13 protein-coding genes are annotated in these 14,358 nt (G+C 62.9%); 11 read left to right on the top strand and 2 right to left on the bottom strand.

The features are described 5' to 3' along the window. Window positions 1-98: 98 nt before the first annotated feature. From FWD29_06820 to FWD29_06800, 5 genes are all read left to right on the top strand, one after another. Window positions 99-284, top strand: coding sequence for a HigA family addiction module antitoxin (locus FWD29_06820; GenBank protein MCL2803646.1), 186 nt, complete (start codon window positions 99-101; stop codon window positions 282-284). A 128-nt stretch (window positions 285-412) separates the two neighbouring features. Then, a complete protein-coding gene (locus FWD29_06815; protein ID MCL2803645.1) occupies window positions 413-1,252 on the top strand; it encodes a carbon-nitrogen family hydrolase in 840 nt (279 codons plus the stop codon). A 129-nt stretch (window positions 1,253-1,381) separates the two neighbouring features. Then, window positions 1,382-3,073: a DUF4143 domain-containing protein gene (locus FWD29_06810; protein MCL2803644.1), complete on the top strand. Its 1,692-nt coding sequence runs from the start codon at window positions 1,382-1,384 to the stop codon at window positions 3,071-3,073. 1,026 nt (window positions 3,074-4,099) lie between these two features. Beyond that, entirely contained in the window at window positions 4,100-4,420 is a 321-nt protein-coding gene (locus FWD29_06805) for a type II toxin-antitoxin system RelE/ParE family toxin (protein MCL2803643.1), read from the top strand. A gap of 47 nt (window positions 4,421-4,467) precedes the next feature. Then, a complete protein-coding gene (locus tag FWD29_06800) occupies window positions 4,468-4,779 on the top strand; it encodes a helix-turn-helix transcriptional regulator (protein MCL2803642.1) in 312 nt (103 codons plus the stop codon). A gap of 452 nt (window positions 4,780-5,231) precedes the next feature. Here FWD29_06800 and FWD29_06795 read toward each other — a convergent pair whose 3' ends face one another. Both FWD29_06795 and FWD29_06790 read right to left on the bottom strand, forming a co-directional pair. Beyond that, entirely contained in the window at window positions 5,232-5,492 is a 261-nt protein-coding gene (locus FWD29_06795; GenBank protein MCL2803641.1) for an addiction module protein, read from the bottom strand. 843 nt (window positions 5,493-6,335) lie between these two features. After that, on the bottom strand, window positions 6,336-7,010 hold the full coding sequence (locus FWD29_06790; protein MCL2803640.1) for a helix-turn-helix domain-containing protein: 675 nt from the start codon (window positions 7,008-7,010) through the stop codon (window positions 6,336-6,338). Between the two features lie 491 nt (window positions 7,011-7,501). Between FWD29_06790 and FWD29_06785 the strand changes: the two genes are divergently transcribed. The 6 genes from FWD29_06785 to FWD29_06760 all read left to right on the top strand — a co-directional run. Continuing rightward, on the top strand, window positions 7,502-8,704 hold the full coding sequence (locus FWD29_06785) for a 2-aminoethylphosphonate--pyruvate transaminase (protein MCL2803639.1): 1,203 nt from the start codon (window positions 7,502-7,504) through the stop codon (window positions 8,702-8,704). Window positions 8,705-8,710: 6 nt separating this feature from the next. Continuing rightward, complete coding sequence (locus FWD29_06780; protein MCL2803638.1) at window positions 8,711-9,424, top strand: HAD-IA family hydrolase; 714 nt, start codon at window positions 8,711-8,713, stop codon at window positions 9,422-9,424. Window positions 9,425-9,448: 24 nt separating this feature from the next. After that, window positions 9,449-10,381, top strand: coding sequence for a phosphate/phosphite/phosphonate ABC transporter substrate-binding protein (locus FWD29_06775; protein ID MCL2803637.1), 933 nt, complete (start codon window positions 9,449-9,451; stop codon window positions 10,379-10,381). Then, a complete protein-coding gene (gene phnC / locus FWD29_06770; protein ID MCL2803636.1) occupies window positions 10,369-11,172 on the top strand; it encodes a phosphonate ABC transporter ATP-binding protein in 804 nt (267 codons plus the stop codon). Before FWD29_06775 ends, phnC begins: the two co-directional genes overlap by 13 nt. A 156-nt stretch (window positions 11,173-11,328) precedes the next feature. Beyond that, window positions 11,329-12,990, top strand: a complete 1,662-nt coding sequence (locus FWD29_06765) for an ABC transporter permease subunit (GenBank protein ID MCL2803635.1) — start codon at window positions 11,329-11,331, stop codon at window positions 12,988-12,990. Next, window positions 12,987-14,358: alcohol dehydrogenase catalytic domain-containing protein (locus FWD29_06760; GenBank protein MCL2803634.1), on the top strand; the 1,372-nt coding region annotated here is incomplete at its 3' end. The genes FWD29_06765 and FWD29_06760, both read left to right, overlap by 4 nt.

The raw sequence follows: 14,358 nt of genomic DNA, 5'->3' as shown, positions 1-14,358 counted from the left end.
TATGACTATGCATGATCCGGTGCATCCCGGCATCATTCTGCGGGAAGACGTGCTGGTTGAACTGGGTCTTACTGTGACTGAGGCCGCCAAAAGGCTTGGTGTCACGCGTCGCGCTTAGTCGTGTCACCAACGGACGCGCCGCGATCAGCCCTGCATTAGCGCTCCGGCTAGACATGGCAGAGGTAGGAACAGCCCGCGCCTGGCTGGCAATGCAATCCGCCTACGATCTTTGGCAAGCCCGCGCCCTGGATCTGCCGGCTGTGCGCCCCTTGTCGGCAGCGTAGACCCGCCCCACCGCCGAGGCAGCGACACCGAGCCCTGGCAGCCCCAACACCCGCGAGGTCGAGCCCTGGCATAGGCCCAAGGATGAGGGCCGGCATCGGGCTAAGGCGCCAAGCCCTAGGCTGGCTACGTGAGCCAAACCGGCCAGAGCGACCGAGCCCAATCCCTAACAGTTTCGCTGCTGCAATTGGCCAGCCCTGCCAGCGAACCCAAGTCCGCCCGCCTGGAGCGGGTCAGAGCCTGGCTCGATAATCTGGCCCCGGCTGACCTAGTGGTGCTACCAGAACTGTGGCCAACCGGCTATTTCGGTTTCGACCGCTACCGGGAAGAGGCTGAGAGCCTCGAAGGGCCAACTATGACCATGTGTCGCCAACTCGCCCGGCGCCGTGGCTTCTACTTGGCGGCCGGCTCGCTGCTGGAGCATGACACCCAAGGTCAGATCCGCAACACCGCCGTGCTGATTGGGCCTAGCGGCGAGCTGGTACACCGCTACTCCAAGGTCCATTTGTTTTCCCACCGTTCGCGCGAGGCCGAGATCCTGACCCCGGGGCGCTCGCTGCCGGTGACCGCGCTGCCATTTGCCCGCATCAGCCTGACCACCTGTTATGACCTGCGTTTCGCTGGTCTGTGGCATCAAATCGCCCTGCGCGGGGCTGAACTGGTAGTGGTGCCGGCGGCTTGGCCTGGTGCCCGGCTGGACCATTGGCTGACCTTGACCAAGGCCAGGGCAATCGAGTCGCAAATCTTCCTGTTGGCCTGCAACTCGACCCGGGCCGCGGCGGGCCAAGACGGCGGTTCGGGCTGCGGGCATACGCGCGTGATCGACCCGATGGGCCGGGTTTTGGGGGAGTTGGGCACGGCAGAAGAGGAGCTGCGGCTGACTTTGGATTTGTCCGATGTCGCGAAAACTCGCGGTGAGCTGGTGGTGCTACCGGACGTCTTGACTGACTACTCCAAGCTCGACTCCTGACGCCGCGCGGCCACGAGCTGCTAGATAGCAGACAGCGGAGCTGCTAAACCGCCTATGAAACTGCTGCTAGATAGCACATGTAACTGCTGCTAGATAGTAAATTCGCAGGTAGTTTGGTATGGTTGCCGCATGGCGAGGAGACCAACAAGAGACGCCAACTCTTGCTACTTTCCCAGGTTGATTGACGGCTGCCTAGAAGACCTCTTGGCCGAATTCCCCGCCGTCATGGTTGTTGGTCCGCGGACTGTTGGAAAGACAAGGTCGTCGCTGCGGTTGGCCCTTGACATGGTTGACCTGGCTGATGACACTGCCCGGGATGTGTTCACGGCCGATCCGCAAGCGGCGCTGAGGGCGGTTGGTGAGCCGGTTCTGTTAGATGAGTGGCAGCTGGTGCCCGGTCTGGCTGCGGCGGTCAAACGTGAGGTTGACCTTTGGGGTGGGACCGGTCGGTTCCTGCTTGCCGGTTCGGTTTCGCCGGATTCGTTGAAAGACAAGTGGCCGTTCACAGGCAGAGTGCTAAGCCTTTCAATGGAGCCCATGGTTGGGCGCGAGATAGTAGGTCATGTATCGTCCCAGCCGTTCGTTGAACGCCTGGCAAAAGCAGACGTGAAACTTCTGGCGCCACCCGACCGAGCCAGATTCGGCCAGTTTGACCTGGATGACTACCTAAGGCTGGCTATTGTTGGGGGCCTGCCTCGCTCGGTTCTGGCGAAGACTGAGCAGACTCGTTCGAAATGGATTGCTGATTCGTATCTTGAAGGGCTACTGGGCCAAGAAGCGAGGTGGCTCGGGCAGGTTCCCGAACCAGGTAGGTTTCACCGCTACCTCCAGGTCATGGCCAACTACAGTGGGCGGGTCGCTAAGGATACATCCCTCTACGAGGCGGCCGAGATCAGTCGAGCTACCGCCCTGCGCTATGACCAACTGCTTGAGCGTTTGTTTGTCACAGGTGATGTGCCAGCTTGGTCCGCGAATCGATTGAAACGCCTAGTCAAGATGCCCAAGCGTTTCCTGCGCGACTCGAGTCTGATGCCGGCGATTTTGGGCCTGAGCCTTGGCGACTTCATGAGAGACGGCAAACTGGTTGGGCAGCTGCTCGAGACCTTCGTCGCCGCCCAAATCAGGGCGGAACTGGCCACCATTCCAAGACCGCCACGCATGTACCACCTGCGCGATGGTAACGGAGACCGCGAGGTGGACCTGATTCTGGAGTTTCCCAACGGTGGTGTGGTGGGAATAGAGGTCAAGGCCGGCGGTTTGGCCAGGTCGGGTGACGCAAAGCACCTAATGTGGTTGCGCGATCAGCTTGGGGCCAAGTTTATCTGTGGGGTGGTGCTCCACACTGGCATGATCAACGAACCCCTTGACGACAGGATCATTGGCGCACCCATATCAACGATTTGGATGTGGGATCCAGTTTCGCTGGGAGAGAGCATTTATCAGGTCGGCCAGTCAAGGGTCCGGGGGCTCGGCGCGCCAACGCCCGATGGCGAGTTCATTGTCTTCGCCGGCTCGGTGGGCCAACGGGGGCTGCTGTCAAGCGTTGAAGGCGAGGCCACGGGCCACAAGATCGAGCGCAGAAGAGACGATCTGCTGAAACGCGGGGTAATTGCCAGCTTGGACAGTCGGACATTCGTCTTCAAACGGAACTGGGTTTTCAACGCGCCCAGTCCGCCAGCCGAGCTGCTGTTTGGCGGGGCGAGGAGCGGACCTGACGTTTGGGCCAACCTTGAGACTGGGCTGACTCTCGCCGGAAAAAAGCCTGGCCAGCGGACAAAGCAGACAGGAGGCGACGCACCGGTCATTGGTGCGGGCGACTGAGCGCCGCGACGAGCTGGCTGAGGCACCGGCATCGGCCAAACCCCCTTCCCGCGAGACCGAGCTTTCGCACAAACCCACCGGATACCCCCCTGACCGGTACCAACACCGCGAGACCGAGCTTCCGCACAAACCCACCGGATACCCCCTGACCAGCACCAACACCGCAAGACCGAGCTTTCGCACAAACCCACCGGATACCCCCTGACCAGCACCAACACCGCGAGACCGAGCTTTCGCACAAACCCACCGTCCGCATGTCCGAGCCCTACCCTTTGCCCACTGACAGGCGCAGGCCGTTGACTATTTGGCGGGCCCTGGGGCGGACCGGCCATTCGGCGAGCTATTGGACGGCCCCTCCTTGGGCGCCCTAGACGAAGCGTTCGATCAGGCCCAACACTTTCACGACCAAAGGATTCTCATCACTACCTTAGGCGCCGCTGGCGGATCGACATGAACACCTCGATGACGACGGCCAATCGATATGAACACCTCGATGACGATGGCGGATCGATATGAACACCTCGATGACGACGGCCAATCGATATGAACACCTCGATCACGCTGTGATTTGCCGACCTGGAGAAACGCTCAGGGGCCATGATTGAGCTGTTCAGGTCGATCCGGCCCAATCATTCAACCGATCAGGTCGATTCGGCCCAGTCATTCAACCGATCATGTCGAACTGGCACAGTCATTCAACCGTTCGCCTCGATCCCCTTGGGCAGGTCCTCGGGTGGAGAATCGCGGACGTTCGTGGTGACCAGCATTGATGCGTTCGTCTTGATGGCGGCCGCCGGCACGTGTCGGTCCTTGGGTTGGCAGACCAGATCGGCCTCGAGCGGCTCGAAGCCCCTGACGACTGCCCCAGGGAATGCCCGCTGCAGCGCGGCTCAAACAACTCGTATTGGGCAAGCCAAAACAGCAGGTCACACAGATGCCGCGGCGGTTGCCAGCTGGGACCGGCGCCCTCCCCGCGGCGCGGGTGAACGGGCAACGGCTATCAGTACATCATGATATACTAGTTTCGTGCCTTGGGAGATTGACTGGGAACTAATTGAGGACTGGCTGCTCTCACTTGACGATGACACGTACCTCCAGGTGCGTGCCGCTTTCCAGGTACTTGCTGACGAGGGACCGGGTCTGGGGCGTCCGCTGGTCGACACGGTCAGTGCTTCGCGGCACAAGAACATGAAAGAACTGCGTCCTGGATCGTCCGGGCGCAGCGAAGTCCGTATCCTGTTCGCCTTTGACGCGACGCGCCAGGCAATCATGCTGCATGGGGGTGACAAGTCAGGTCAGTGGGCAAGCTGGTACCGCAAGGCGATCCCCATTTCTGACGACCTCTGAGACCGGCGCATCATGAAGCAGAGCAGGAAGAAAGGTGGAAAGAGAGGATGACAAGAACACTCGCCGACCTGGACCAGGTCCGACCGGTGGATGCTGATGCGCTTGCCGCCTCGGTCGCTAGTTTGCGCGAACGTCAGCGGGCTTGGCAACTGAAGGAGCTGCGCGCCCAGGCTGGATTGACTCAGGCAGAAATGGCGCGAGTGATGAACGTGGGGCAGAATCGCGTGTCGCAAATCGAATCTGGCGGTGCCGACCATTCGCGCCTGGAGACGCTGCGCAAATACGCCGAAGCTCTTGGAGGGCAACTGTTCGTCGAAATTGCCGTGGGCGAAAAGCGGTATCACATCGCTGGCACCTGAAAGGGAGCTGCGGCTGGCTTTGGATTTGGCCGATGTCGCGAAAACTCGCGGCGAGCTGGTCGTCCTGTTTTGGTGCTAAGTCGCCACTGGTCGCCCTGTTTTGGTGCTAAGTCGCGGCTGTCGCCGCCACCGGTAGTGCCGGTGCTACTCGACCGCTCGATGCAGCCAGTACCCCGGCTCACGTGCTTCATGGGCGTATGCGATTACCCGAACCTCGTCCCCGGCGAGGTAGTAGACCACATGGATGCGGAACGGTCTGACTGTGCGCCATCGCAGAATCAGAGTGCCATTCCAGTAGGGAACCGGTGGCCAACTTGCGGGCCCACTCAAGATGTCCTCAACGGCGCTCTTAGAATGTCTGATGAGCTGCTCAGCAAGGCCGGGTGGGAGTCTGTCAGCTGCGGCGAGCAGTTCTTCGCGTGCCTGCGGATGCTCGCTCCAGGTGCGTCGCCTCACGCGGTGTTGCTCGTCCGGCGGGCCGCTATTCGCTGTCTGGCTATCCTCATCGTCTCTTGCCCGTCAACGAGCGGGACATTGCCACTCTCAATGTCGTCGATGCGGCTGCGATACTCTGCTTCCCACGCGGCGTCCATGCTCGCCTGGTCACCTGCCGGTCCATCGACGCTGATGAGCATCTGGTGGGCAAGCTCGTAGCGGTCGTCGGGCGCCAAAAGTCGTCCCTTTTCGACCAGGGCCAGCAGTTCGGGTGCCATGGCACAAGTGTAAGTCATCGGGTTGCGACCAGCAGCCTGTCGGTCTCGTCTTTGGTGCGGCCGAGCTTGGTGACCATTGCGCGCCTGATCTCATTGAGGATTCGGTGAGACCAGCGCGGCTCAAACAACTCGTATTGGGCAAGCCAAAGCAGCAGGTCACACAGATGCCAGGGGACCAGGACGCATGCGTCCAAAAGCGCAATTCGCCTCAACGAGTCTCTACGAAGTCGTCGGTCGAAGGGTAGTTGCCAGCAGCCGCCATTTCTGCCAACGCTTCCTGGCGGTCGCCGGGAGCAGGTGCAGCCGGAGCAGCCCTTTGAGGCGCCTTCCCGGTTGTTTTCACCTTTGTCGCCGAGTCCATGGGTCCATTCTAGCCGCGCTCGCGAAGTCGACTTGGACGGGTTCGCCCGGCGCATAACGAAGCCATTCGGCGAGCTATTGGACGGCCCCTCCTTGGACGCCCTAGACGAAGCATTCGATCAGGCCCAACACTTTCACGACCCAAGGATTCTCGTCACTCCTTGGGCGCCGCTGGCGGATCGACATGAACGCCTCGATGACGCTGGCGGATCGACATGAACGCCTCGATGACGCTGGCGGATCGACATGAACACCTCGATCACGCTGTGATTTGCCGACCTGGGGAAACGCTCAGGGGCCATGATTGAGCTGTTCAGGTCGATTCGGCCCAGTCATCCAACCGATCAGGTCGATTCGGCCCAGTCATTCAACCGATCAGGTCGATTCGGTCCAATCATTCAACCGATCATGTCGATTCGGTCCAATCATTCAACCGTTCGCGCGGGGCCGAGATCCTGACCCCGGACCGCGGCGGGCCACCGGTCATGCCTGCACCATCGGGTCCGAGGCGAATTCCTCGCGGGCGATATCACCTTGACGGCCAGGAGATGCCATCGCGTCCAGCCACCCCCACTCGCGAACCACCATCGCAGTCGCCGTGTCGTTGCGGGTCCAACGGCGCACGTTTTCGGTCGTCGGCAAAAGCAACATCACCTGGAAGGCGTCCCGATCCCCAGGGGCGAACCTTTCGACCCGTACTGGATCATCCACGTAGACAAGCGGGACGAACGATCGGATCAGGTCAATGCTCGCGGCGACTGCTTCAACACCCGACACAACCGGATGTTGGCCCTGGGCTTGCAGCAGCTCTACAGCTGCGACAAGGCCACCAGGCACAGCCACCCGGCGCGTACCTGTCCGGCGTGCCACAGGGGCGGTCGAAGCCACGATCGGGAACCGGCCAAGCAGCCGCACGCGTTCGCCCACGTCGGCTTCGGCCAGGCGAGCGACCGCGTCTGCGAAGGGCTGATCGCTGCCCGCCTCTGTTAGCGTCGGCTTATAGGTGAACCCCGCAGCCCGAGCGATACGCGACAGCATGGCCACTGTTGGCTCGGTCTTTCCCGACTCAATGCGGCTGATCGTCGATGTTGGCACGCTCGCCAGATCAGCCAAACCGGCCATCGTCAACCCGCGCGCGACGCGCACCTGCCGCACCATCTCGCTCGTTATCCCAACCATAGAACCCATCCTACGTGTCAGATTGCGTATACGCAACGGCATGGCATTTGTTGCCCCACGTGGAAGGCGGGTCGATGGGTGGGGACGCGCGGCTGCTTCGGCCAGCGGGCAAGGCAGGCATGAGGCCGCAAACCGACTGTTGGCGCGGGCTGTGGGGCGTCTGCGGGCGCAACGCCGCGGTGGTCCAATAACTGGCAAAACAGGTGGTCCCATGCTCGTGGCAAAACAGGTGGTCCCATGCTCGTGGCAAAACAGGTGGCCCCACAACTGGCAAGGCAACCCCAAAACCGGTGCCATGCGCCTGGCCAATGAGACAAGTGCCTCACATTGCCTCATATGGCCTGGTCAGAGATGTGACCCCAAAGATTGTCCAAGAGTTCGACCAATCGTCACGCTTAGTTCAACTCGTGTTTACCCTGGCGGTCTTTCATTGTGGCGAGCACAAAGAGCCCAGCCCACAGGAGCCCCGCATGACACAGACTGCATCAGCCATCGCGCCTCACACCTTCTCTGTCACCCCAGAGCTGGAGGACCTGGGACTGATCGACGGTTGTGACCACACCCAACGAGTGTTGTTGACACCAGGCCCCCTGACCACCGCGCCAGAGGTACGGGCGGCCGCTGGCGTCGACTGGGGATCATGGGACCGGGACTTCGTCGCCCTAACGGCCAGGGTCCGTGCCGGTTTGCTTGAGGCTGGCGGTGTACCTACCGGTCTGGCCTGCGTGCCGATGCAGGGTTCGGGCACCTTCAGCGTCGAGGCCGCCGTGCGAACTTTCGTGCCGGCCAACGGTGGCCTGGTGGTGGGCGTCAACGGCGCCTACGGCGAGCGCATGGCCCGCCTGGCCCAACAGGCCGGCTTGAGGGTCCATGTGGTTGAGGAGCGCTGGAACCGCCCCATCGATCCCGAGCGCCTGGCCCGGGTACTGCGGGTCAGACGCGGCTTCACTCATGTTGGCTTGATCCACTGCGAGACCTCGACCGGCTTGCTCAACCCACTTCGGACCACCGCAGAGGCCGTCCATGGAGCCGGCGGCAAGCTGATTGTCGACGCCATGAGTACCTTTGGTGCCCTTGAGGTCATGGCTGACCATCCGGCGATTGATGCGGTCGTGGCGGCCAGCGGCAAATGCTTAGAGGGTCTGCCCGGAGTTGGTTTTGTGCTGAGCCACCCCGAGGTTCTGACCGAGGCCCAGGGCCGCTGCGATTCGCTTTCGCTCGACCTGGTTGACCAGTACGAATACATGGAGCTCAGCGGCCAATGGCGCTACACCCCGCCAACTCACGTAGTCGCCGCACTGGCGGTGGCGCTTGACCATCACCGCCAAGAGGGCGGCCGGGCGGCTCGTCTGGCCCGCTACCAGGCCAATTCGACAGCCTTGACTGAGGCCGCCGCGCAGCTCAACCTGTTGCCCTACCTACCCCAGTCCGTCCAGGCGCCCATCATTCACACCTACTACGCCCCAAGAGGCAACGGCTGGTCCTTCTCCCGCTTCTACGACCTGGTCCGCCGCCGCGGCTTCATCCTCTACCCGGGCAAGCTGACCGAAGAAGAGACTTTCCGCGTTGGCTGCATTGGTCGGGTCACAGCCCACACGATGCGCCAAGCGGCCCAGGCGATTGGCCAGGCCCTGGCCTCAATGGGCCTGGCCGCAACCAACGAGATGAACTGAGGAACTATGCGATCAGTCAACCCAGAGATTGCCGTGCTGGATCTAGCCGGCACCACCATCAGCGACGAGGGCCTGGTCCTCGAAGCCTTCAGGCTGGCCATGAGCGAGGTTGGCATTGGCCCGGCTGACCCGCGCTACGCGGCCATGGTCGAGCTAGTGGTCAAGACCATGGGCCAGTCCAAGATCAGCGTCTTCACCATGCTGTGTGACGGCGACATGCACCTAGCCCGGCAGGCCAACCAAGCTTTCGAAGAGGCCTACGCCGAGCTACTAGAAAAGGGCCTGGCCAAGCCGATCCCTGGCGCCGAACAGGCCATCCGGGCCCTGCGAACCAACGGCATCAAAGTCGCCCTCACTACCGGCTTTTCGCCCAAGACGCGCGACCTACTGTTGCAGGCGGTGGGCTGGAGTGACCTGGCTGACCTGGTGCTTTCGCCATCGGACGCCGGGCGCGGCCGCCCCTACCCGGATATGCCCCTGGCCGCGTTGATGCGGCTGGGCGGCAGTGCCGTAGAGCGGCTGATGGTGGTTGGAGACACTATGGCCGATGTCGCCTCCGGCCTGGCAGCGGGAGCCGGCACTGTGGTGGGGGTGCTGACCGGCACGCACAACGAATTCGAACTGGCCGGAGCCGGCGCCCATCATGTGCTGCCTTCGGTAACTGACCTACCCAATGTTGTGGATATGACCGCGCCACTGGTTGGCGCGGGCTGCAACTAAACCGATGTAAAGGGAATGACAATTATGACGAAAAGCAAAACCCTCCGCCTGGCCGCCATCTTGGCTGGACTAGTCGCCTTGGCTTTGGCCGGCGGCGCGCTCAGCGGCTGCAGCGATACCGCCAACAGCTCCGAAGGCGACCAGAGCGCCGGCTTCGCCAAAGACGCCAACACGCTGGTCTTTGGCGTGGTGCCTGACTCGGTCGACACCGAGACCAACTACCAACCATTGATGGACTACGTCGCCGCCCAGACGGGCAAAAAGGTCGAATACCGCGAATCGACCGACTACGCCGCGCTGATCGAAGCTGCGGTAGCCGGCAAAATCGATGTGGCCTCCTTTTCAGGCTTCACCTATGTCATCGCCAAAAACCGAGGCGCTGCCATCACACCAGTCTCCTCGATTGTGACCGAACCAGGGGCCGAGCCGGGCTACTATGCCGAGGCGATTGTGCCCAACGGTTCCTCCATCGCCACTTTGGCTGACTTCAAAGGCCAGCGGGTTTGTTTCGTTGACCCGTCTTCCACCTCCGGCTATCTGTTTCCAAGCTACGAGCTGCTCCAGCTAGGCATCGATCCCGAACAAGATGTCACGCCAGTGTTTGCGGGCAAACATGACGTTTCGGTCGCAAAGACTGCCGAGGGCAAAGAGTGTGACGCCGGATTTGCCGAGGATTCTGAGGTGGCCAAGTCAAGTGCCGTCACGGTAGTCAGCCGGACTCATGTGCCGGGCGCCCCGATGGTGTTTTCTGACACTCTGCCGGATTCGGTGATCCAGGCCCTGAAAGACGCCTTGACCGAGGTGACAATCGATGACCTGATCGCCCAGGGCATCGAAAATGCCGATTCTGAGGCCTTCCGGTCGGTCTTCGCCGCTCTCAAACCGGTCGACGATTCGGCTTACGACCTGATCCGCGACATTTGCCAAGAGACCGGCGCGGAGCAGTGCAAGGCCTGATCTCAGCCGTCCGCTTCGAAGGTGTCAGCCGGTGTTACGCCGGCACCTGGGCCCTACACAACATTTGCCTGTCGGTGCCGCCGGGTCAATTCGCGGTCATGCTGGGACCGTCGGGTTCCGGCAAGTCGACGCTGTTGCGCCACGTCAACCGACTGGAGCAGCCCACCGAAGGCACAATCACGATCCATGGACTTGACATTGCCGACCTAAACGGACGTGACCTGAGGCGGGTCCGCTCGCAGATTGGCTTCATTTTCCAGGGATTTGAGCTGGTTGGGCCACTGACCGCCCTGGAGAATGTGCTGACTGGGGCTCTGTCTTCGGTGCGCGGCCCGCGGCTGGGGGCTTGGAGCTACCCCAAGGCGATGCGGTCTAGGGCCATGGAGCAGCTCGATCGGGTTGGACTGGCTGAGATGGCCCACCGGCGCTCGGAGACGTTGTCTGGTGGCCAGAAACAGCGTGTGGCCATCGCCCGGGCCTTGATGCAGGAACCCTCAATCCTGCTGGCGGACGAGCCGGTGGCCTCGCTTGACCCGGAAACCTCCAACGAGGTTATGACCTTGGTGCGGCAAATCGCCACCCGTGACGCCCTAACCGTGCTGTGTTCGCTGCATCAGGTCGACCTGGCGCTGTCTTGGGCAGACAGGTTGATTGGCCTGCGCCAAGGCGAGGTGGTGCTAGATGCCCCCGCCGCCACTGTCACAGCTGACCAAGTGCTACCGCTGTACCAGCGACCGGTACCGGATTCGCCCGAGCTCCTCGATACCAGCCTGACGGAGCTTACGGGATGACATCCGCCGCGTTGCCCCACGGCCAGGCCGGCCCACCTCCTAGCGGGGCCGGCCTGGCCAAGGATCTAGCCGCATGACATCGGCCGTGCTGCCTCAAGGCCAAGCCGCTGGGCCGCCGTCCGCTGGCGGCGCCGACCTGACCAAGGATCTAGCCGCATGACATCCGCCGCGCTGCCTCAAGGCCAAGCCGCTGGGCCGCCGTCCGCTGGCGGCCCGGGTCTGGTTGGGCCAGGCGTTTCCAACCGCGGTCGCGCGGCCTCGCCCAAGCCGCTTGGCACCCGCTTGGCCGGTTTGACACTGGCGGGGTTGTTGGGTCTGGGGCTCTGGGCGGTTTGGGTCAACCTGGGCCAGGCCGGCACCCTGACGGACGCCTGGTTCAACCTGCGGCGCTTTGCCGCCCGGGTTGGTCCACTAAGGTTCCCGCCGCTAGGCGAATTGGTCTCGTTGACGGCTTTAACCCTGGGCACCGTGATTCTAGGCACGCTACTGGCGGCCGTCTTGTCGGTGCCTGTGGCCTGGGCCTCGGCCGGGCCCACCGCGCCCAACGCCTTTGTCCGAGCCACCGGCCGGTTCATCGGCGTGCTGTCGCGAGCCATACCGGATGTGGTCATGGCCATGGTGTTTGTGCTGATGTTCTCCTTGGGGGCGCTGCCAGGCATTTTGGCCTTTGGGCTGCATTCGGTTGGCATGATCTCCCGGCTATTCGCCGACGCCATTGAACAATCTGATCCAGGACCCCGCTTGGCCATCAGGGCTACCGGAGGCTCCAAGGTTCAAGAATTCACCTCAGGCATATTGCCGCAAGTCTTCCCCTCCTGGGTGGCAACGGTGCTCCACCGGGCCGATATCAACCTCAGAGGTTCGGTCATCCTGGGCTACGCCGGTGTGGCCGGCCTGGGCCTGGCAATGCGCAATGCTTTCGCCGTGCTCGACTACTCCCTTGGTCTAGGGATTGCCCTGGTCATCTTGCTGTTATGCGCCGTAATGGAGTTCGTCAGCTCGGCCGCTCGCAAACGCCTGCAAGGCCTGAGCGGAGCCGCCGCCGGGTCAAAGGCTCGCCGCCGCCGGCCACCCGGCCTCTGGGTTGGCGGCTTCGCGGCGTTGGTTGGGGCCTCGATCTGGGTTTGCCACATTTCTTGGCGCGACCTGTTCAGCTTTTGGGGTTATGTTCCGGGCGTGGCGGCTTCCTTTTGGCCGCCCAACACCGGCTCCTATGGCCTTGGCCGCTTCAGCCAAGCCTTGATGACGACCCTCGGTATTGCCCTGGCGGCCGTTGTCATCTCACTATTGGGTTCTGTTGTGTTGGGGTCGCTGGCTGCCCGCAACGTCGCCCCAAACCGGACTATTCGCTCGGTCTGCCGGGGCCTGCTGGTCTTCATCCGGGCCATCCCCGAACTGGTGGTGGCGATTGTGCTGATCGTCGTGACCGGCCTGGGCGCCCCGGCCGGGGTGATGGCTCTTGGGATCTGCGGGGTTGGCCTGCTAGGCAAATTGATCGCCGATTCAATCGAGGAAAACCCACCCGGTCCCGAAACCGCCCTCAAAGCCACCGGCGCTACCCGCCTTCAGCGCTACACCGGCGCCACTCTGCCGGCCGCCCGCCGGGCCGTCATTGGACATGTCTTTTACTTGCTTGACACCAACATCCGCTCGGCCACCATCTTGGGTGTGGTCGGTGGTGGCGGCATTGGCTACTACCTGCTAACCGCCTCACAGGGCGCCCGTTACGGCCAGGTCACGCTGATCGTGGGCATGGTGGTGGTCGTGGTCTTGGCCCTGGAGGGCCTGACAATCTGGCTGCGAAAGGCCCTGCAATGACCCAGACCGCCGCACCGGCATCGGCCAATCCCCTTTCCCGCGAGACCGAGCTTTCGCATACTTCCGCCAACCACCCCCCTGACCAACCCATTGACCAGCTCCTTTGCCGCGAGACCGAGAAAGGCGCTGCGATGACCCCGACCGCCGCACCGGCATCGGCCAATCCCCTTTCCCGCGAGACCGAGCTTCCGCATACTTCCGCCAACCACCCCCCTGACCACCCCCGTTCCCGCGAGACCGAGCTTCCGCATACTCCTTCCCGCCGCGACTCCGAGCCCCAGTACCAGCCCGAGCCCTACCCCCTGCCTGGCGCCTACTCCATGGTGTGGCAGGGCGTGGGCAAGGGGCATGTGGCCATGCCCCTAGAGCTTGGCCACCCAGGCTCCGGCGAGGTCCTGGTTGAGATCCTGGCAGCCACAATCTGCGGCTCTGACCTGCATACTCTATCGGGGCGGCGGCCCCAGGTGACACCGGCCGTGCTCGGCCACGAACAGGTAGGCCGAGTGCTGGCGGCCGGTCCGGGGGCGGTCAAGGTGGATGGTACGGCCATCGAGCCAGGGGAGCGGATTGTCTGGTCGGTCACTGGCGCCTGCGGAAGATGCGACCGCTGCGTCGGTGGGCTGAGTCAGAAATGCCGCCGGCTGAGCAAATTTGGCCACGAGTCTTGGCCGGTCGGCGTGGGCGGCGGCTTTGCCACGCACGCCTTGATCCGGGCGGGCACCGCGGTGGTGGCGGTACCGGCCACCTTGCCCGATGCCGTTGCCGCACCCGCAGCCTGCGCCTTCGCTACGGCGGCGGCTTGCGTTGAATCACTCGAGGCCGCTAGCTGCACCGTTGTAGGCGAGAAAGTGCTGGTCAGCGGCGCGGGGATGCTGGGTCTGGGGGTAACGGCCATGCTCAGTGACCTCGGCGCCTTGGTCACCACGGTTGACCCAGACCGGCGACGTCGGCAAATGGCCGCCGAATTAGGCGCCGATCTGGTGGCTTCACCAGAACGTCTGCCCGGCCTTGGAGTTGGCTGGCGCTTACCCCGGCCGGCCAACTCCATGGCCGAGGGTGACTACCGCGCCACGGTCGAGCTAGCTGGATCGGCCAAATCGGTGGCAGCCTGCCTGGCTGGTTTGGCGGTGGGCGGAGTTTGTGTGCTGGCCGGGTCGGTCGCGCCGGGTGCGGGACTACTGGTCGATCCGCAGGACCTGGTCCGCGGGCTCGTCACTGTCAAGGGTGTTCACAACTACGGTCCCTGGGCTTTGCAGCGGGCCGTTGACTTCTTGGCGGGGTCTGGGGCGGACCTGCCGTTCGCCGAACTCTTGGGCGGTCCCTTCACCCTCGACGCCCTGGACGAGGCCCTTGATCAGGCCCAAGACT

Source organism: Micrococcales bacterium, from assembly GCA_009784895.1.
GTDB lineage: Bacteria > Actinomycetota > Actinomycetes > Actinomycetales > WQXJ01 > WQXJ01.
This window is presented reverse-complemented; position numbering and strand designations above follow the sequence as displayed.